The sequence below is a fragment of the Streptomyces pristinaespiralis genome (assembly GCF_001278075.1).
In the GTDB taxonomy this organism is placed as follows: domain Bacteria; phylum Actinomycetota; class Actinomycetes; order Streptomycetales; family Streptomycetaceae; genus Streptomyces; species Streptomyces pristinaespiralis.
The window spans coordinates 8,339,659-8,358,401 of record NZ_CP011340.1 but is presented as its reverse complement, the minus strand read 5'-3'; the positions used below and the strand labels follow the sequence as shown (position 1 = coordinate 8,358,401).

Here is an 18,743-nt window from a genome sequence, read left to right as displayed (position 1 = left end):
CGAGCATCTGGAGCTCCCTGGTGGAACGCGTCCGCGGCCCGCTCGTTCCCGGGCAGGCCGCTCCCAAGGCGCCCCGGCCGCCCGGTGAGCTTCCCGTCGACGCTTCCAGGCCGCGCAGCGCTCTCGTCCCGCCGCAGGCCGGCCCCCCGCAGGTCACCGGGCCGTCGCAGACCGAGCCTCCGCAGACCGGGCCGTCGCAGACCGGGATCCCGCCGCAGACCGGGCCGTCGCAGACCGCCCCGGCCGCCGGGCTCGAGGAGCTGCGCCGGCGGGCCGCCGAGGTGCTGCTGGGCAACTGGACGGGAGCTTCGACCGTCCCCTCCCCCGCCCTGTATCCGCACCAGTGGAGCTGGGACTCGGCGTTCATCGCCATCGGGCTGCGTCATCTGTCGCCCGAGCGTGCCCAGCGCGAACTGGAGACGCTGCTGGCCGCCCAGTGGGACGACGGACGCGTCCCGCACATCGTCTTCAACCCGGCCGTGCCGCTCGGGGCGTACTTCCCGAGCCCCGACTTCTGGCGGTCCTCCACGGCGGGACGGGCGGCGGGCGCCCCCGCCGCGACCGAGACGTCCGGCATCGTGCAGCCGCCCGTGCACGCGCTGGCCGCCTGGCTGGTCCACCGCAGCGATCCGGACCTCTCGCGCCGCCGGGGCTTCCTGGAGCGCGCCTGGCCGGCGCTGGTGGCCTGGCACGACTATCTGCGGCGCTGCCGCGACTTCGGCGGCGACGGGCTGGCTGCCGTGCTCCACCCGTGGGAGCCCGGCATGGACAACAGCCCCTGCTGGGACGAGCCCCTCGACCGTGTGGAGCCGGCCCCGGCCGGCTCCTTCCGACGGGCCGACCTCGGGCACGGCGACCGTGCGGACCGGCCCACCGATCTGGACTACGGCCGCTATGTCGCGCTGGCCGCGCACTACCGGGACCACGGCTACCGCGACGCGGGCACGGAGCACGCGTTCGTCGTCGAGGACCCCGGGTTCAACGCGCTGCTCGCCCTGTCGGAGAACGCCCTGGCGGCCATCGCCGGCGAGCTGGGGCGGGACGCCGCACCGCACCGGTCCCGGGCGCGGCGTCTGACCGCCGCGCTGGTGGAGCGGCTGTGGGACGAGGAGGCCGGGCTGTTCCTGTGCCGGGACGTGCGCACCGGCACCCTGGTGCGTGACAGGAGCGTCACCGGTCTGCTGCCGCTGGCGCTTCCCTCGCTTCCCGGGCCCGTCGCGCAGGCGTTGGTGCGCACCATGACGGGGCCGCATTTCGGGCTCGGTACGGCCTGTGGGCTGGTGCCCAGCTACGACCTGCGCGGCCGGGCCTTCGACGCGTCCCGCTACTGGCGCGGGCCGGCCTGGTTCAACGTGAACTGGCTCCTGGAGCGGGGGCTGCGGCAGCACGGCGAGACCGGCCTGGCCGACGCCCTGGAGCAGGCGGTGCTCGCCTCCGCCGGTGGTTCCGGTTTCGCCGAGTACGTCGATCCGCACACCGGGCAGGCGCGCGGGGCGACCGGCTTCAGCTGGACCGCCGCCGTCGTCCTCGATCTGCTGGCCCGCACCGGCCGGGCCGCGGAGGCGCAGGCCGGTACCGCGGCCGGTGCGGCGGCCGCGGTGGCAAAGGCCGGCGGGTGACGGTTCCCCGCCCCGGAGGGCGGGGACGGTGTCACGTGCCCAGGCCGAGCATCGAGGCGATGCGGTTGTACTGGATCTCGTTGGTGCCCGAGTAGATCGTGCCGCCGACCGCGTTGCGCACGCCCTGCTCGAGCCCGTACTCGGACATGTATCCGTGCCCGCCGAAGATCTGCACGGCGGCCAGGGAACTGGCCACGTTGGCCTGGCTGGTGAGGAGTTTGGCAATGGCCAGGTCGATGGTGACGTTCTCGCCGTCGTCGAGGCGCTGGGCGGTGTCGTACAGCCATTTGCGGGCTGTCTCCAGGCCGATCTTGGTATCGACGATCTTGTTGGCGATCGATTGGTGGGAGCCGATGGGTTTGCCGAAGGAACGGCGGGTCTTCGCGTACTCGAGGCAGCGGTCCAGCCGGTGCTGCATCTCGCCCGCGTTGACGACGAAGGAGAACAGGACCTCCCGTTTCATCACGTGGTCGAGGACGATGAACCCGCCGCCGACCCGGCCGAGGACACGGGTCCTCGGGATCCGGCAGTCGTCGAAGTAGAGCTCGCTCAACGGCGAGGTCCGCAGGCCCATTTTCTTGATCGGCTTTCCGACGGTGAGGCCGGGGGTGTCGCGGTCCACGAGGAACGCGCTGACACCGAGCGCTCCGCCGTCGGGGCGGGTGCGGGCGTAGACGACGAACACGTCGGCGACGGGACCGTTGCTGACGAACGTCTTGCTGCCGTTCAGCACGAAGTGGTCGCCGTCGCGTTCGGCGCGGGTGGTCATCGCCATCGCGTCCGAGCCGCCCTCGGACTCGGTGATGGCGTGGGCGCCGATCGCCTCGCCCGAGGAGATCAGGGGCAGGTACCTCTCTTTCTGTTCGGGCGTGCCGAACCGGGTGAGGGGGATGCCGGTGCTGGCCAGGGTGGTGGTCACCGAGAAGTTCAGGCCGGCGTCCTGGCAGTGTTCCCCGAGTCCTTCGAGGACGTACATGGTGGTGAGGAGGGACTGGCCGAGGCCGCCGTGTTCCTCCTCGAAGGGCAGGGCGAGGATGCCGGTCTTCTGGATCAGTTTCCACTTGTCCCAGGAGAACGTGGCCTGCTCGTCCAGTTCTATGTGGTCGGCGCTGAGCGCCTCACCCCACCGTGCCAGACCTTCGCGGAACTCGGTCTGCTCGGTGTTCCATCGGATCACTGGTTGACCGCCTTCACGGTTTTCGCGTCATCAGTACGCGGAGGAGACGTGCTCGTCGAGACTGTGGGTCTCGTCGCCGTTGAGCGCCGGGCTGAAGACGCACACGAGCCGCAGGTCCTCGTGGGGGCTGGCCACCAGGTAGTGGGCGTCGTGCTGGTCGAGCGCGTACATGCGGCCCGGGGTGATGGGGTGGGAGGTGCCGTCGAGCTCGATGACCTCTCCGGAGCCGGCGATGCAGTAGCAGGCCTCGAGGTGGTTGCGGTACTCGAGGCGGGACTTGGTGCCGGCCAGGACGACGGTGTCGGTGAGCGAGTAGCCGACGCCGTCGGAGGCGAGGAGGAATCGGCGGCTGACTCCGTTGCCCCAGTCGACGGTCTTCACGTCCTCGATGTCGCGAATGATCATGGTCAACTCCGATCTGGGTCGTGTGCGGCGAGGTGCCGCACGCTGGGAAGGACCCGGGGGTGGCCGGCGGCCACTGCTCGTGTCCCGGCCCCGCGGCCGGCGGCCGGCGGGGAGGCATGGGGGCGCCGCGGATGCGGCGGGTTCATCGGGCGGCGGGTGTGCCCGCCGCCGGGACGGGGCTGCGCGGTGCGGTGCGCAGCCGGTCGGCCAGGGCGCGGGCGGCGCCCGAGGCGACGGCCTCGCGGGTGGCGGCGAGTGCGCTCGGCCAGTCGCCCGAAGGGCCGGCGGCGAGGACGAGGGCCGCGGCGTTGAGGCACACGGTGTCGGTGGCGGCGGGGTGGGCGGTGCCGGCGAGGACGGCGAGGAAGTGGTCCGCGGCGTCGGCGGGCGGCACGGGGCGCAGGGCGTCGAACGTGCCGCCGGGGCCGGTGAGTTCGCCCGGCCGGAGCCGCCGGACGCTGCCGTCGTCGAGGTGGACGGTGTTGTCGGCGAAGCCGAGGAGTTCGTCGGCGCCCTGGTCGTTGGAGGTCAGCCAGATCCGCCGGCCGGTGAACGTGCGGGCGAGTTCGCGCAGCACGGGCAGCGGCATGGCGGCGCTGACGCCGGTGACCTGGGCGGTGACCGGCAGGTCGGCGAGGAAGGGGCCGAGCGCGTTGAGGAAGCGGCCGAACGGTTTCATGCCGAGCGGTGCCACCGTGCGGGCCAGGCGGGTCAGTTCGGCCGGGTAGACGAACGGGCCGGCGAAGGCGATGCCGTGCTGTTCGAGCATCTGCTCGGTCTGCCGGTAGGAGGCGGTCAGGCGGATCCCGAGCCGTTCCAGCAGGTCGACGGAGCCGAGGCTGGAGGTGTAGGCGCGGGAGCCGGTCTTGACGACCCGTACGCCGGTGGCCGCGGCGGTGACGGCGGCGGCGGTGGAGATGTTGAAGGTGGCGGGTCCTCCGCCGGTGCCGACGATGTTGACGGTGCCGGGCCAGGGGCCGGGCGGGGGCGTGGTTCTGCGCTCCCGCAGGGACTCCAGCAGGGCGTCAAGGGTCTGGTGGCCGGGGAGGCTGGTGGTCAGGGAGGCCAGCAGGGCGACGGCCTGCTCCTTTTCGAGCGTGCCGTCACCGAGCCGGTCCCACAGTGATCTCCAGGTCTCGCGCTCGGTCACCGGGGCGCCTGCGAGCAGGCCGGTGAGCGCGGGATGCATGGCTAGCTGTTCACCCCCTGGCGGGCGTCCTCGATGAAGGCGTCGATGGCGCGCACGCTGCGGAAGTTGTCGGGGTCCAGGTCGGCGTCGCCGACGGCGAGCTGGAAGTGGTCCTCGACCCAGGCGATGAGCTTGAGCACGCCGAGGGAGTCGATGACGCCGTCGGAGAGCAGGTCGTGGTCGTCGGCAAGCTCGTGGACACCAAGGTCGGGCAGGAATTCCTCGATGACGAACTTCTTGATGGTGTCGTTGTGGCTCATGACGTCCTTCCTTGGACTGGGATCGGTTCGTGCGGTCGGCCGGGCGCGGCGCGTCCGGCGCGTCGGGTGGTGGCGGGGGGCCGCCCTGCGGCGGCGGGCCGCCGGACGGCGGGGGCGGGCGTGCCGGTGCGGTGCCGGTTGCCGCGGACGGTGGTCCGGGTGTCGCCGGCGCGACCGGTCAGGTGGAGCAGGCCGTCGGCGTCGCGGCGGACCAGGTCGCCGGTGCGGAACCAGGTGCGGCCGTCGTCGGCGCCCAGCGGGTGGGTGGTGAAGGGGTCGCGGTGGGGGGCGCGGCCGAGGTAGCCGGGCGACTGGAAGGGGGTGGAGACGTACAGTTCGCCGGTGCCGGGGCCGTGGACGGGTGTGCTGGGGGCGCCGATGAGGAGGGTCCGCACGCCGGGCAGGGGCCGGCCGACGGGGACGGGCGGGAAGACGGTGGCGCTGGTGTCGATCTCGTGGACGAGGCTGGGGCTGGTCTCGGTGCAGCCGTAGAGGTTGTGCAGGCGTGCGCCGGGGAGCAGGTGCGGCAGCGCGGCGACGGTGCGGTCGGGCAGGGCGCGGCCGGTGAACACGACGTGGCGGACGCCGCTGAGGGTGGTGCCGGCGACGCGGGCGGCGTCGGTGAGCGGTGCGTGGAGCGTGGGGCGGGCGGCCACGAGGTGGATGTCGTGGCGGGTGAGGAGTTCCAGCAGGCCGGCGGCGTCCGCGGCCCGGCCCGGTTCGGCGAGGACGACGGTGGCGCCGGCGGCGAGCGGGGTCCACAGGTCGAGGAGGCTCGACGCGGCGGCGAGGTGGCCGGTGCCGAGGACGGTGGTGCCGGGGCCGATGCCGAAGCGGCCGGCGGCCCAGGTGGTGAAGCGGTCCACGGCCGTGCGTGCCAGCGGCACGATCCTGGGCGGTGCGGTGGTGCCGGATGTGGTGAACAGCAGGGCGGGCCGTTCGCCGGCGGGGCGGGGCAGGGCGTCGGCCGCCGACGGCGGCAGGCGGACGGGGCGTGGTTCGCCGGCGGGGACCAGGACGCGGGCGCAGCCTGCCTGGGCGGCCAGGTCCGCGAGCCGTCCGGCGGGGGCCGGGGAGGGCAGCAGGAGGGGGCGCTGGGACAGCAGGCCGGCCAGGACGAGGGCGATCGCGGCGGGTGAGGTGCGGGCGAGGACGCCGACGGTGTCGTGGGGCGCCGCGCCCAGGACCGCGAGGCGTTCGCGTTCGCGGCCGGCCGCCTCGTACAGGGCGCGGTAGGTGGTGGGTTCGCCGCCGTGGATCAGGGCGGTGGCGTCGGGGCGGTGGCGCACCTGGGTGAGGAAGCCGGCGACGAGGCCGGCGGGCGTGTTCATCGCAGGTGGGCCCAGCCGCTTTTGACGGCGGGTCCGCCCGGGGTGCGGCAGGTGAAGCGCACCACGGTGCGGGTGTCGTCGGGCTGGAGGGTGATGTCGAGGGGGACGCCGGGTGCCACGGGGGCGGAGAAGCGGCCGCCGAGGGCGTGGATGCGGGTGATGTCGCCGTCGGCGTAGCGGTCGGCGATCTCCTCCAGGGCGAGGGCGACCACGCTCATGCCGTGGGCGATGACGGTGTCGAAGCCGGCGGCGCGGGCGGCTTCCGCGTCGAGGTGGATGGGGTTGAGGTCGCCGGAGGCGTGGGCGTAGGCGCGGATCGTTTCTTCGGTGAGGGTGTGGCGGGCGGTGGCCGGTTCGCCGTTCGGGCCGGCCGGGCCGGGGGCGGCGGCCGGGGGGATGTCGCCGAACGGTTCGGTGGCTCTGGCGCCGAGGAGCAGGGCGTGGGTGGTGAGTTCGGCGAAGGCGGTGCCGTCGTCGCCGGTGAGGCGGCTGCGTACGGCGATGCGGGTGCCGCGGGCCTCGCGGCGGGCGCCGGTGATGTCGAGCTGGACGGTGACCTGTTCGCGGGGCCGTACGGGCCGCTCGAGGCGGATGTCCTGGCCGAGGTGGACGACGGAGGTGCTCTCCTCCCCGGCGGTGAGGGCGCGCACGGCCTTGTCGGCGAGGGTGTGGGCGAGGACGAAGGTGTGCACGGGTGAGGCGTCGCGGCTCGCCGCCGGCGGGAGGCCGGGGCGGACGGCGGTGCGGTAGGCGTCGATCTCGGCGGCGCTCGCGGTGCGTTGCGCGGTGCGGGCGAGGGCGGGGGTCGTCGTCATCTGGTTACCTCCATAGACACTCCGCCCTTCGGAGCGGCGGGGAAACGGACTCGTGCAGAGCAGGGCAGGAAGGGACGATTCACCACCGGAGCGGATCGTTGCCTGTGGCCAACTGCGCGCAGGGGCCCACAAGTTGCAGTGCTAATTTGTGAGATGTGAAGGCCACCCCTGTGAAGCGGGCGTTCAAGTACCGCTTCAGCCCGACCGATGCGCAGGCAGCCGAGCTGTTGCGCACGTTCGGATGCGTGCGGAAGGTCTACAACATGGCGCTCGCTGCGCGTACTGAGGCGTGGACGCGGCAGCAGCGGGTCAACTACAACGCCACGTCGGCGATGCTGACCGCGTGGAAAAAGACCGAGGATCTGGCCTACCTCAACCACGTCTCTTCCGTCCCGCTCCAGCAGTGCCTTCGGCACCTGCAGGCGGCGTTCAGCAACTTCTTCGCCAAGCGGGCCAGGTACCCGCGTTTCAAGTCCAGGCGAAAGTCCCGCGCCAGTGCCGAGTACACATCCAGCGCGTTCCGGTTCCGGGACGGGCGGCTGTACCTGGCCAAGATGTCCGAGCCGCTGGACATCTTGTGGTCCCGTCCCCTGCCCCAGGGTGCTCGGCCGTCCACCGTGACGGTCTCCCGCGACAGTGCTGGACGTTGGTTCGTTTCCATGCTGTGCGAGGACGCGAGCGTCAAGCCGCTCCCGCCGGCGGATGCGGCAGTCGGGATCGACGCTGGTCTCCATCACCTGGTGACGCTCTCCACCGGTGAGAAGATCTCCAACCCACGGCACGAACGCCGTGACCGTTCCCGTCTCGCCAAGGCACAGCGGGCACTGTCCCGCAGGTCCAGGGGCAACGGCACCAACCGGGCCAAGGCCCGGCGCAAAGTGGCACGGATTCATGCACAAATTGCGGACCGCCGCCGTGACGCCCTGCACAAACTGACCACTCGACTCGTGCGCGAAAACCAAACGCTCGTGATCGAGGACCTGACCGTGCGCAACATGGTCAAGAACAGCAGCCTCGCCCGTGCCATCAGCGATGCGGCCTGGTCCGAGCTGCGCACCATGTTGGAGTACAAGTGTGCCTGGTACGGGCGAAACCTGGTGGCCGTGGACCGCTGGTTCCCCTCCTCCAGGCTGTGCTCCGACTGCGGCGCCCTGCAGGGCAGGATGCCGCTGAGCGTCCGCACCTGGACGTGTGCCTGCGGCACGACCCATGACCGGGACGTGAACGCCGCGAAGAATCTTCTGGCGGCCGGGCTGGCCGTGTCTGTCTGTGGAGCTGGTGTAAGACCTCAACGGGAGACCTCCCGGACGGGGCAGTCGGCAACGAAGCAGAAACCCTCACAGCGCGAGCCGTGAGAATCCCCTCCTTCAGGAGGGGAGAAGTCAAACCGGCGCCACCACCAGGGCGGCGTTGTGGCCGCCGAAGCCGAACGAGTTCGACAGGGCGGGCCCGGAGGCGATGGTTCGGGGGCGGTGGTGGACCACGTCGATGTCCATTCCTGGCTCCAGGCGGTGGTGGTTGGCGGTGGGCGGTACCTCGCGTTCGCGCATGGCGAGGACGGCGGCGACGGCCTCGACGGCGCCGGCGGCGCCGATCAGGTGGCCGAGGACGCCCTTGGGTGCGGTGACCGGCGGGCAGCCGGTGCCGAACACCTTGGCCAGGGCGGCCGCTTCGGCCCGGTCGTTGTGGGGTGTGGAGGTGCCGTGGGCGTTGATGTGGGCGATGTCCGCGGGGGTGAGGCCGGCGTCGGCGAGGGCGGCGGTCATGGCGCCGGCGGCGCCGGAGCCGTCGGGCAGCGGCATCGACAGGTGGTGGGCGTCGCAGGTGGCGCCGTAGCCGGCGACCTCGGCGTAGGGGCGGGCGCCTCTGGCGCGGGCGTCGTCGGCGCGTTCGAGGACGACGAAGCCGGCGCCCTCCCCCATCACGAAGCCGTCGCGGTCCGCGTCGAAGGGGCGGCTGGCCTGCTCGGGTTCGTCGTTGCGCAGGGACACGGCGTTGAGGTTGCCGAACCCGGCGAGGGTGACGGGGGTGAGGGTGGACTCGCAGCCGCCGGCGATGACCACGTCGGCGCGGTGGGTCTGCAGCAGCAGCCGGGCCTGGCCGATCGCGTCGGCGCCGCTGGCGCAGGTGGTGGCGATGGTGGTGGCGGGGCCGGTCCAGGAAAGGCGCATGGCGATCTGGGCGGCGGCCGCGTTGGGCATCGTCATCAGCGGCATCAGCGGGTTGACGCGGTGCGGGCCGTGTTCGGAGAAGTGGGCGGACTCCAGGTCGCTGGTGGCCCGGCCGCCGACCGCGTTGCCCACCACGACGGCGGTGCGGTGCGGGTCGGGGGCGGGGGCGCCCGCGTCGCGGTGGGCGGCGAGGGCGGCGGTGGTTCCGTACAGGGCGAACGGGTCCATCCGTCGGGCGTCCTTGGCGCCGACGAGGCCGACGTCGTCGAGTCCGCTGACGCGGCAGCCGATCCGTACCCGGTGGCGGTCGAGGTCGAGGTGGGTGAGGCGGGCGGCGGTGGAGCGGCCGGCGCGCAGCGCGGCCCACAGTGCGTCCGGGGTGCAGCCCGCCGGTGTGACCACGCCGATGCCGGTGATCACGACCGGGGGTGGGGTGGAGGTTGCCATGGTTGGTTTCCCGTTCCTGTTTCCCTGGGTGTACGGGCCGGCCGGGTCAGGCCGGGAGGATGCCGCACTCGCGGGCGGAGGTGAGGAACGCCTGGGCCGCGAAGTCGATGTCGGCCTCGGTGTGGCGGGCGGTGACCGCGATCCGCAGGCGGGCGAGGTCGTTGGGGACGGCGGGGGTGACCACGGGCAGGCCGATGACGCCGTTCTTGCGGCAGGTGGTGGCCAGGTCGTAGGCGGCGTCGTCGGAGCCGGCGATGAGCGGCAGCACGGCGGTCTCGCTGTCCTGGGTGCGCAGCCCCTCGGCGTTGATGATCTTCCGCAGGCGGGCGGACTGGTGCTGGATGTGGGCGACGCGTTCGGGTTCGCGCTGCAGGATGCGCAGCGACTCGAGGGCGGCGGCGGCCTGGGCGGGTCCGAGGGCGGCGGAGAACAGGAAGGGGCGTGCGGCGTAGCGCAGGTGGCCGATGAGTTCGGCGGGGCCGGCGACCCAGCCGCCCATGGAGGGGATGGCCTTGGAGAGGGTGCCGAGTTTGACGTCGACCCGGGCCTGCCAGTCGAAGTGCTCCTCGATGCCGCGGCCGGTGGCGCCGATGACACCGAGGGCGTGGGCCTCGTCGACCATGAGGAGGGCGTTGTGCTCGTCGCAGACCTTGCGCAGTTCGGGCAGGGGGGCGATGTCGCCGTCCATGGAGTAGACGCTGTCGACGATGACGAGGCGTACGCCGTCGGGGCTCGCGGCGCGCAGCCGGCGCTCGAGGTGGTCGACGTCGTTGTGGCGGAAGCGGGTGACGGTGGCGCCCGACAGGCGGCAGCCGTCGACGATGGAGGCGTGGTCGTACTTGTCGATGAAGACGGTGTCGCCGGGGCCGACGAGGCCGCCGACGGTGCCGGTGTTGGCGGCGTAGCCGGAGCCGAAGACCATGGACGCCTCGCGGTCCGCGAACCGGGCGACCTCCGCCTCGAGTTCCTCGTGCAGGGGTATGGATCCGGCCAGGGCGCGCACGCCGTGGTTGCCGGTGCCGTAGAGGTCGACGGCGGCCTTGGCGGCGGCGACGACACGTTCGTCGCCGGCCAGGCCGAGGTAGCTGTAGCCGGACATCATGAGCAGCCGGCGGCCGTCGAGGTCGGCGTAGGCGCTGTCGCGTTCGACGGTGTATGCGACGAAGCTGTTGCGGCGGTCGGGTTCCCATTCGAGTGCCTGGACGCGGCGCTGTGTTGCCGCCAGCTTCGGCTCGAGGCGTTCCCATCCTCCAGATGCGTTCACGTGCGTCTCCTCATCCACTTCTCGGTTGGTCCAGGCGCGCCGTCCTTTCTATGCGCCGGGCCGCAAGGCGGGCGCAACACGGATTTCGACAGCGCAATTACCGCTGTGGCGTGGGAAGTCGACCTTCGAAACGAATACCGGAGGCGCTGATTCCCAGTTATTCCCCCCGGTATGTTTTTGGCCACGGTTGAATGTGGCGACAATTGGCCGGTACGGTCGAATCCACGGGAAAGTGAGTACGAACAGAGATCTGGCTGCGAAGCCGGGGCGCGAATTCGCGGCCTCCCTTTCCTGAATCGCGCCCCCGCACGTGTGATGACCGCGTGCAGCCGAAGTCTTGGGGGACTCAGCGTTGCTGATCAGACTCGTAGGTCTTGTCACCATCGAACACGACGGGACGGCGCCCCAGCACCTGTCGAGCGCGCAGGCACAAGTGGCCTTCGCTCGACTGATACTGGAGCGAACGTCGGGAACCAGCCGCGACCAGCTCGCGGACACCGTGTGGCCGGAAGGACTGCCCGACACCTGGGCGTCCGCGCTGCGCAGTGTGGTGAGCCGGGTCCGCGCCTATGTCACCGGCCCGCTGCAGAAACCGGGCGGGACACCACTGATCGCCCAGAGCGGGCGGTACGTCCTGCGGCTGCCGGACGACGCGGCGGTCGACCTGGAGGCGGCGGAAGCCGCGATGACGGAAGCGAGGACGGCCTTCGCGGACGGTGCCCACGCGGTGGCGCACCAGCTCGCGGCGGGCGCCGTGTCCAACCTGCGCGGCTCGTTCCTGCCGGCGCACGAAGGCGAGTGGGTCAACGCCGTTCGTGAGCGGGTCGACGAACTGCGCCTGATGTCACTGGAGCTGGCGAGCCTGTCCTCGTCGGCGCTGGGCGCGGAGCACCACGCGGTGCGCTACGCCGACGAGGCGGTACGGCGCGCGCCGTTCCGCGAGAGCGCGCACCGCTGCCGGATGACGGCGCACGCCGCAGCGGGCAACCGGGCGGACGCGCTGCGCGCCTACCAGCAGCTGCGGGAGGTCCTCGCGGACGAGCTGGGCATCGACCCGGCGGCCGAGACACAGGCCGCCTATCTGGAGCTCCTGCGCGCCGAACCCGCCGGCCCGCGCCGGCGGGCCCCTGCGGGGCGGATGACGGCGGACGCGCTGGACCCGCTGCTGATGGGAGCGTTCGAGGCACTGACACCACCGCCCGCGGTGGCGCCGCTGCCGGCACGCTGATCCACCCCGACGCCGGGCGGCCCGGCACCCTCCAGGTGCCGGCCCGCCCGGCGTCGGCATGCGCGCGCACCGCAGCGCGGGCGGCGGGGGCTCGCCGCCCGCGAGCCGGCGGTCCGCGCCGGCCGCCGTGACCGAGCAGACGTGGAATCGGCCCCAGGCCGGGGGGTGAGCTCGCCGCATCGTCCGCCGGGCCCCGCCGGGCAGATGACGGCCGACGCGCTGGACCCGTTCGAGCCGTCGGCCCGCCCTGGGGCCCAGGGACAACGCCGCCGGGTACGCGGCCCGGTGGCGGCGGTTCCACTCCCCCGTACCGGCGGCCGAGCCCCCGCCCGGGCGGCGGGCGCCGACGTGGCGGGTCCCTGGCCGGGCGGGCCCGGCGCCGTCCAGGTGCCGGGCCACCCGGCGTCGGCATGCGCGGCGCACCGCAGTGCGGGCGGCGGGGCGGGGCCGGGCCCGTGGGGGGCGGGTCGGCGCGGGCACGCGGAGACGTGGAAGCGGCCCGCGGCCCCCCGGTCGAAGGGGGGCGGCGGGCCGCCGGGCAGCGGGGGGTGGTCAGGTGATGGAGACGCCGCTGTCGATGCTGATCACCTGGCCCGTCATGCAGTCCTGGTCGAGGAACAGGGACGCGCTGCGGGCCACCTCCTCCACGGTCACGAAGCGCGGGATGGGGGCCTTGTCCTCCATGCCCTCGACGACGCGGTCGGGGAGGTCCTTGGTCATGCCGGTGATCATGAAGCCCGGGGAGAGGGCGTTGACGGTCACCCCGCGCCGGCCGCACTCGGCGGCCAGCGTGCGGGTGAAGCCGATCAGGCCCGCCTTGGAGGCGGAGTACGCCGTCTGTCCCGCGGTCGCGATCAGGCCCGACGGCGAGACCACGTTGATGACGCGGCCCCATCTCTGGCGCAGCATGTGCGGAACGGCGACGCGGGCGGTGTGGAACGAGCCGATCAGGTTGGTCCGGATGACCTGGGCCCAGTCGTCCGGGTTCTGCATCGCCATCAGCGCGTCCTTGCGGATCGCGCCGTTGTTGACGAGGACGTCGACGGGGCCGAGGCGTTCGCCGATCTCCTGGTACAGCGCGGTGACGGCGGCGTAGTCGCCGACGTCGCCGCTGACGAGGACCGAGTCGTTCGTGAGTTTGTCCTGCACGGCGCGGGCCGCGTCCTTCGAGCTGTTGTAGTGGACGGCGACCCGGCAGCCCAGCGCGTCCAGTTCGAGGGCCAGGGCCTGGCCGAGGCCTCCCGAGGCGCCGGTGACCAGGGCCACCGGCTGCTCGGGGCGGTTTCCGGTCTGTGGGCCCTTACTCATCGCATACCTCCGTGGATACTCCGCCCTTCACGGCGGAACCGACTCCTGCCGGGCAGGGCAGGGAAAAGTGATCCGCCGTCAGGGCCGGCCGCCGCGCGGGACGGGCCCGCGGGCCGGCCGGCCGCGTGGCGTCAGGCGTGGTCCAGCGCCGGACGGCCGGCGTTGACGGTGGTGGCGAGCTGGTACTCGCCCAGGTCGAAACGGCGCGTCGCGCGGCGGAACCGCCACGTGTAGGTGGGCCAGATCGACGGGTTGCGGCCGTGCTCGTCCAGGTACCAGCTCTTGCAGTTCCCGGCGTTCCACACGGTGCCCTCGAGCCGGCCCTGCAGCTGCTCGTTCCACTGCTGCTGGGCCTCGGCGCGGACCTCGACACTGGCCAGGCCGCGCTTGTCCATGTGCCCCAGCGCGTCGATGACGTAGCCGATCTGCGCCTCGATCATCACCACCTGCGAGGAGTGCCCCAGCGTGGTGTTGGGGCCCAGCAGCAGGAAGAGGTTCGGGAACCCGGCGACCGTGGTGCCGCGGTGCGCGGCCATGCCGCCCTCGCTCCACACGTCCCGCAGCAGCCGGCCCTCGCGGCCCGTGATCCGGCCGGCGACGGGCCGGTCGGTGGCCTTGAAGCCGGTGCCGAGGATGATCGTGTCGACCTCCCGCTCGGTGCCGTCGCGGGAGACGATCGACTTGGCCCGCACATGGTCGATGCCGTCGGTGACCAGGTCCACGTTGGGCTGCTGGATCGCCGGGTACCACGTGTTGGAGAACAGCAGGCGCTTGCACGCCATCACGTAGTCGGGCGTCAGCTTCGCCCGCAGCTCCTCGTCCGCGACGGACTTCGCCAGATGGTCGCTGGCCATCTTCTGCATCTTGCCCGCGACCTTGGGCCGCTTCATCACGAACGCCAGGACCTCACGGCCCCACATGTTGAAGTTGCGGCGGAAGCGCTGGTAGCCGGGGACGTTGTGCAGCAGCTTCGACTGCAGCGCGCTGGTCGGCTTGTCGTTCTTCGGCCCGATCCACGCGGGGGTGCGCTGGTACAGGTCCAGCCGCCCCACCTCCGGCTGGATCTTCGGCACGAACTGGATCGCGGAGGCGCCCGTGCCGATGACGGCGACGTTGCGGCCCGTGAGGTCGTGCCCGTGGTTCCAGCGCGAGGAGTGGAACACGGTCCCCTCGAAGTCCTCCAGGCCGGCGATGGCGGGCACGGCCGGCTCGGAGAGATAGCCGGTGCCCGACACCAGCACCTGGGCGGTGTAGTCACCCTGGGAGGTGCTCACGTGCCAGCGGCGGGCGGTCTCGTCCCAGCGGGCGGCGAGCAGTTCGTGTCCGAAGCGGATGTAGGGGCGTACCCCGAACCGGTCGGCGACGTCGCGCAGGTACTCGTACAGCTCCGCCTGCTTGCCGAACGTGGACTTCCAGCCCGGGTTCTGCGCGAAGGAGAACGAGTACAGGTGCGACATCACGTCGCACGCCGCGCCCGGGTAGGAGTTGTCCCGCCAGGTGCCGCCGACCTCGTAGGCCCGCTCGAAGACGAGGAAGTCGTCGATGCCCTTCTGCAGCAGGCGCACCGCCATGCCGAGGCCGGAGAAGCCGCTGCCGATGACCGCGACGCGCAGATGCCGGGTGGGGCCGCCGCCCGTCGCCCGCCCGCCGGGCGAAGGACTCCCGTCGCTGCGCGCGGGTTCCAGAATGCTCGTCACGTGGGCCTCCTCTAGCGGCGCGCGATGGTGACGCGGAAGTTGTTGAAGAACTTGTCCTCGAGGGTGTACGCGAAGATGTCGAGGTAGCGCTCGAAGCGGGCCACGACCTCCTCGCCCTCCAGGGCGACGGCCTCGTCCCGGCGGGCGGCCAGCAGCTCCAGCCAGGCGCGGCAGGCGACGGCGAACGACTCGCGCTCGTTGACGATCTCGACCACGTCGAACAGGCCCTCAGCGGCCTGGGTGAGCTCGTGCAGGTGCGGGATGTGGCAGTTCTCGAACTCGGAGCGCTGGAGGAACTTCAGGTCGTCCAGCAGCTGCCGGTTCATCGGCAGCGCCTCCGCGGTCATGGTGTGCAGCACGAAGCGGCCGCCCGGCTTGAGGGCCGCGCCGACCTTGTTGAAGAACACCCGGTACTTCTTGGTCCGCTCGCGCGGCGGGAGCGTGGAGGACACGAAGTGCTCCAGCGCGTTGATGCAGAACGCCGCGTCGTAGGGGTCGTCGGTGGTGTGGTCCTCCCACGACTCGACGCGGGTGGTGATGCGGGGGTTGTCCAGGCCGGCGATGAACGCCTCCTGGGTGCGGCTCAGCGTCAGGCCGACGGCCTGCTCGACGCCGTGGACGGTGGTGAGCCGGTTGAGCATGGTGCCCCAGCCGCAGCCCACGTCCAGCACCCGCCGGCTGCCGGCGGCGCCGGCGAGCTCGACGAACCGGTCGAGCTTGCGCTCCTGGGCCTCGTCGAGCGCCTCGGTGAGGCCCTCGCCCTCCTCCCAGTAGCCGCCCGAGTACATCATCGTCGGCCCCAGCAGGAGGCGGTAGAAGTCGTTGCTCACCTCGTAGTGGTGCCTGATCGCGTCGACCTCGGGGACCGACCTGTCAGCGACCGTCGTCATCTCTTCCTCAACTCCTGTCGGGGTGCGCGGCTGTCGGGGTCGAGGAAAGCGAAGTGCTCGCAACAGATGTGCAAGACGGCGCCGGGCCGGCGCTGTTGCGCCCCGCTTGCGCGGCTGCCGGTTCGATTCCTAGGCGTAACACCCCAAGCCTTGCGAGAGAGGACCGAACCCCATGTCGCTGCCCACCGTCGAAGAACTGGCGAGCCAGCTCGAGGCCGTCTCCGGCGCCCAGAAGGTCGACCCGGACCAGCCGCTCCAGCACATCGCCGACGTCGACTCGCTGGACCTGATGGAGTGGTTGTACGGGTTCCAGAACCAGTACCCGCACATCCCGGCCGACGAGTCGCTGTTCGCCGACATCGACGACACCACCACGCTGCGCGTCGTCCACGACCGGATCGTCCAGCTCGTGCCCGCCCAGGCCTGATCAGGGGAGAGTCCTGTGAACGGCTTCGACATCACCGGGTGGGGCATGGCCGTACCCGAACGCGTGGTCTCCAGCACGGAGCTCGCGCAGCGCTTCGGCGTCGACGAGAACTGGATCGTCAGCCGGTGCGGGATCCACGAACGGCGGGCCGTCGGGCCCGGCCAGACGACCGCCTCCCTCGCTGTCGAGGCCGGCCGGCGCGCATTGGACAAGGCGGGGCTGAGCGGCGGCGACATCGCCCATCTGATCGTCGCCACCGCCACCCCCGAGCAGCCGTCGCCGGCGACGTCCGCGTTCGTCCACCACGAACTGGGCATCGCCGGCAGCGCGCACGACGTCAACTCCGAGTGCGCGGGCTTCGTCTACGGCCTCGTCCAGGCCATGGCCCTCATCAAGATCGACCCGCGGCCGATCCTGCTGATCGGCTCCGACACCCACACCCTCACCGCCAACCCCGCCGACCGGGACCTGTCGATCCTCGTCGGCGACGGCGCGGGCGCGGTGGTGCTCCGGCCGGCCCCGTCGGACCCGGTGCTGGGCTGGAACCTGGGCGCCGACGGCAGCTGCGCCGGCAGCCTCAAGGTCCTGGCCGGCGGCAGCCGGATGCCGACCACGGAGGAGACCGTCCGCCAGGGGCTGCACTACGCACAGATCAACGGCAACGAGATCTACCTCAACGCCGTGCGCTACACCGTCCGCACGGTGCGGGAGACGCTGACCAGCGCCAAGGTCGAGGCGGCCGACGTCCGCCACGTCATCCCGCACCAGGCGAACATCCGGATCATCAACTCGATCCTCAGCCACACGGGCCTGCGGCCCGAGGCCCTGGTCACCAATCTGCACAAGTACGGGAACACCGCGTCCGCGTCGATCCCGATCGCCCTGACCGAGGCACTCGACGAAGGCCGCATCAACGACGGCGACCTGGTCCTGCTGGCCGGCTTCGGCGCGGGCATGACCTGGGGATCGGTCCTGCTGGAATGGGTCGGAGGACAGAAATGAACAACGCACTCTCGCGGCGCAAGGTACTGGGCGGCATCGCCGCAACGGTGGTCGGCTGGAGCGTCGCCAACCAGTCGTGGGCGACGGCCGCCGAGGTCGACGCCGGCCACCGGATCGACGTCCGGCAAGTGCCCGCCCTGGACGGGACGCTGACCACGTCGGCTACCGACCTGGACAGATTCCGCCAGGACTTCGGGCGGCTGAAGCCGTCCGCGCCGTGGGCGGTCCTGCGTCCTGGTTCCGACCAGGACATCGTCAAAATGGTCAACTACGCCCGGACCAACAAGCTGAAGATCGCCGTCAACGGGCAGGGCGGCACCGGCGACGACATGGAGTCGCACTCCGTGTACGGCCAGGCGGCCGTGCCGCAGGGCGGCATATCCATCGACGCCCGCGCCATGTCGAAGATCCTCAGCATCAACTCGACCAACGCGGTCGTCGAGGCCGGTGTCACCTGGGGACAGCTGACAGACGCCGCGCTGAAGGTCGGCAAGACACCGCCGGCGCTGCCCGACTACCTGCACCTGTCCATCGGCGGCACCGTCTCCATCGGCGGCATCGGCGGCACGGTGCAGAAGTTCGGCCTGCTGGCCGACACCGTCCACTCCATGGATGTCGTCACCGGCACCGGTGAGCTCGTCACCGTCTCCGCGTCCGCGCGGCCGGACCTGTTCCACTCGATCCTCTCCGGCGGCGGGCAGACGGCGATCATCCTGCGGGCCAAGGTGAAGCTCGCCCCCGCACCCCAGCGGTCGGTCGTCTTCAGCCTCTTCTACGACGACCTGGCCACCTACCTCGCCGACGGCGAGAAGGTCATGGCGGAGAACCGGTTCCACATCCAGGCCGGCGAGATGCTGCGCCGCGCCGACGACACCGGCTGGCGCTACAAGATGGAGGTCGCCGCCAACTACTCCGGCACCGCCGTCCCCGACCGGGCGGCCCTGCTGGCCGGACTGCGCGACAACCGGGCCCAGGCGGTCATCGAGGACGTCGCCTACCGGGACTACATGTTCCGGCTCGACGGCTACGAGGTCTACCTGAAGGAGACCGGCCACTGGTACCAGCCCAAGCCGTGGCTGAGCCTGTTCCTGCCGGCGTCCAAGACCAAGGCGTTCATGCAGATGGTGGAGCAGGAGCTGACCGTCGGCGACCTGGGCGGCGGGTTCCTGCTGTTCTACCCGTACTACACCGGCAAGATCACCCGGCCGCTGGCGGTGCAGCCGAACGAGTCCGTCGGCTACCTCTTCGACCTGCTGCGGTTCCCCGACCCGGGCGACCCGAACATCTCGCAGATGCTCGAGCAGAACCGCCGCCTGTACGACAAGGCCGTGGCGCTGGGTGCCAAGCGGTACCTGGTCGGCGCGATCCCCCGGATGACCCAGGCCGACTGGAGGACGCACTTCGGCTACCGCTGGGAGGAGTTGTGCCGGGCCAAGCGGCGCTACGACCCGGCGAACATCCTCACCCCCGGTCAGGGCTTCTTCGGCTGACGTCCGGCCGCGGACCCCTGACC

17 protein-coding genes are annotated in these 18,743 nt (G+C 71.8%); 6 read left to right on the top strand and 11 right to left on the bottom strand.

Annotated features, from left to right (window positions below; all coding sequences use genetic code 11):
- The first annotated feature begins 206 nt into the window (after positions 1 to 206).
- Positions 207 to 1,619 (top strand): MGH1-like glycoside hydrolase domain-containing protein, encoded by a 1,413-nt coding sequence (locus SPRI_RS35700; protein ID WP_238996268.1) that lies wholly within the window; start codon positions 207 to 209, stop codon positions 1,617 to 1,619.
- Positions 1,620 to 1,650: 31 nt separating this feature from the next.
- Here the strand turns inward: SPRI_RS35700 and SPRI_RS35695 are convergent, their stop codons facing one another.
- From SPRI_RS35695 to SPRI_RS35670, 6 genes are all read right to left on the bottom strand, one after another.
- Positions 1,651 to 2,796: an acyl-CoA dehydrogenase family protein gene (locus SPRI_RS35695; RefSeq protein ID WP_005321939.1), complete on the bottom strand. Its 1,146-nt coding sequence runs from the start codon at positions 2,794 to 2,796 to the stop codon at positions 1,651 to 1,653.
- Positions 2,797 to 2,826: 30 nt separating this feature from the next.
- A complete protein-coding gene (locus SPRI_RS35690) occupies positions 2,827 to 3,201 on the bottom strand; it encodes an ectoine synthase (protein ID WP_037775642.1) in 375 nt (124 codons plus the stop codon).
- A gap of 142 nt (positions 3,202 to 3,343) precedes the next feature.
- Positions 3,344 to 4,390 (bottom strand): anthranilate phosphoribosyltransferase, encoded by a 1,047-nt coding sequence (locus SPRI_RS35685; protein WP_037775639.1) that lies wholly within the window; start codon positions 4,388 to 4,390, stop codon positions 3,344 to 3,346.
- Between the two features lie 2 nt (positions 4,391 to 4,392).
- Entirely contained in the window at positions 4,393 to 4,650 is a 258-nt protein-coding gene (locus SPRI_RS35680) for a phosphopantetheine-binding protein (protein ID WP_005321933.1), read from the bottom strand.
- Positions 4,647 to 5,981: an AMP-binding protein gene (locus tag SPRI_RS35675; protein WP_053556615.1), complete on the bottom strand. Its 1,335-nt coding sequence runs from the start codon at positions 5,979 to 5,981 to the stop codon at positions 4,647 to 4,649. Before SPRI_RS35675 ends, SPRI_RS35680 begins: the two co-directional genes overlap by 4 nt.
- A complete protein-coding gene (locus tag SPRI_RS35670; RefSeq protein ID WP_238996193.1) occupies positions 5,978 to 6,796 on the bottom strand; it encodes a MaoC family dehydratase in 819 nt (272 codons plus the stop codon). Before SPRI_RS35670 ends, SPRI_RS35675 begins: the two co-directional genes overlap by 4 nt.
- A gap of 155 nt (positions 6,797 to 6,951) precedes the next feature.
- On the opposite strand from SPRI_RS35670, the gene SPRI_RS35665 reads away from it, so the two are divergent.
- The gene (locus SPRI_RS35665) at positions 6,952 to 8,151 is read left to right on the top strand and encodes an RNA-guided endonuclease InsQ/TnpB family protein (protein ID WP_005321926.1); all 1,200 of its coding nucleotides are present in this window, start codon (positions 6,952 to 6,954) and stop codon (positions 8,149 to 8,151) included.
- 27 nt (positions 8,152 to 8,178) lie between these two features.
- On the opposite strand, the gene SPRI_RS35660 is transcribed toward SPRI_RS35665, so the two are convergent.
- Positions 8,179 to 9,414, bottom strand: coding sequence for a beta-ketoacyl-[acyl-carrier-protein] synthase family protein (locus SPRI_RS35660; RefSeq protein ID WP_005321924.1), 1,236 nt, complete (start codon positions 9,412 to 9,414; stop codon positions 8,179 to 8,181).
- Positions 9,415 to 9,460: 46 nt separating this feature from the next.
- Positions 9,461 to 10,678 (bottom strand): aminotransferase class I/II-fold pyridoxal phosphate-dependent enzyme, encoded by a 1,218-nt coding sequence (locus SPRI_RS35655; protein ID WP_005321922.1) that lies wholly within the window; start codon positions 10,676 to 10,678, stop codon positions 9,461 to 9,463.
- 352 nt (positions 10,679 to 11,030) lie between these two features.
- Between SPRI_RS35655 and SPRI_RS35650 the strand changes: the two genes are divergently transcribed.
- On the top strand, positions 11,031 to 11,906 hold the full coding sequence (locus tag SPRI_RS35650; RefSeq protein ID WP_053556616.1) for an AfsR/SARP family transcriptional regulator: 876 nt from the start codon (positions 11,031 to 11,033) through the stop codon (positions 11,904 to 11,906).
- A gap of 552 nt (positions 11,907 to 12,458) precedes the next feature.
- On the opposite strand, the gene SPRI_RS35645 is transcribed toward SPRI_RS35650, so the two are convergent.
- From SPRI_RS35645 to SPRI_RS35635, 3 genes are all read right to left on the bottom strand, one after another.
- Positions 12,459 to 13,214: an SDR family NAD(P)-dependent oxidoreductase gene (locus SPRI_RS35645; RefSeq protein WP_053556617.1), complete on the bottom strand. Its 756-nt coding sequence runs from the start codon at positions 13,212 to 13,214 to the stop codon at positions 12,459 to 12,461.
- A 131-nt stretch (positions 13,215 to 13,345) separates the two neighbouring features.
- Entirely contained in the window at positions 13,346 to 14,911 is a 1,566-nt protein-coding gene (locus tag SPRI_RS35640) for a flavin-containing monooxygenase (protein WP_005321915.1), read from the bottom strand.
- 11 nt (positions 14,912 to 14,922) lie between these two features.
- On the bottom strand, positions 14,923 to 15,801 hold the full coding sequence (locus tag SPRI_RS35635) for a class I SAM-dependent methyltransferase (RefSeq protein ID WP_037775637.1): 879 nt from the start codon (positions 15,799 to 15,801) through the stop codon (positions 14,923 to 14,925).
- A 172-nt stretch (positions 15,802 to 15,973) separates the two neighbouring features.
- On the opposite strand from SPRI_RS35635, the gene SPRI_RS35630 reads away from it, so the two are divergent.
- From SPRI_RS35630 to SPRI_RS35620, 3 genes are read left to right on the top strand one after another with little or no spacing between them, the layout of a single operon-like run.
- Positions 15,974 to 16,228 carry a hypothetical protein gene (locus tag SPRI_RS35630; RefSeq protein ID WP_005321911.1) on the top strand — a complete coding sequence of 85 codons (255 nt, stop codon included), beginning with the start codon at positions 15,974 to 15,976 and terminating at the stop codon, positions 16,226 to 16,228.
- Positions 16,229 to 16,243: 15 nt separating this feature from the next.
- Positions 16,244 to 17,230 (top strand): 3-oxoacyl-ACP synthase III family protein, encoded by a 987-nt coding sequence (locus SPRI_RS35625; protein ID WP_005321909.1) that lies wholly within the window; start codon positions 16,244 to 16,246, stop codon positions 17,228 to 17,230.
- On the top strand, positions 17,227 to 18,720 hold the full coding sequence (locus SPRI_RS35620) for an FAD-binding protein (protein WP_005321906.1): 1,494 nt from the start codon (positions 17,227 to 17,229) through the stop codon (positions 18,718 to 18,720). Before SPRI_RS35625 ends, SPRI_RS35620 begins: the two co-directional genes overlap by 4 nt.
- Positions 18,721 to 18,743: the final 23 nt, after the last annotated feature.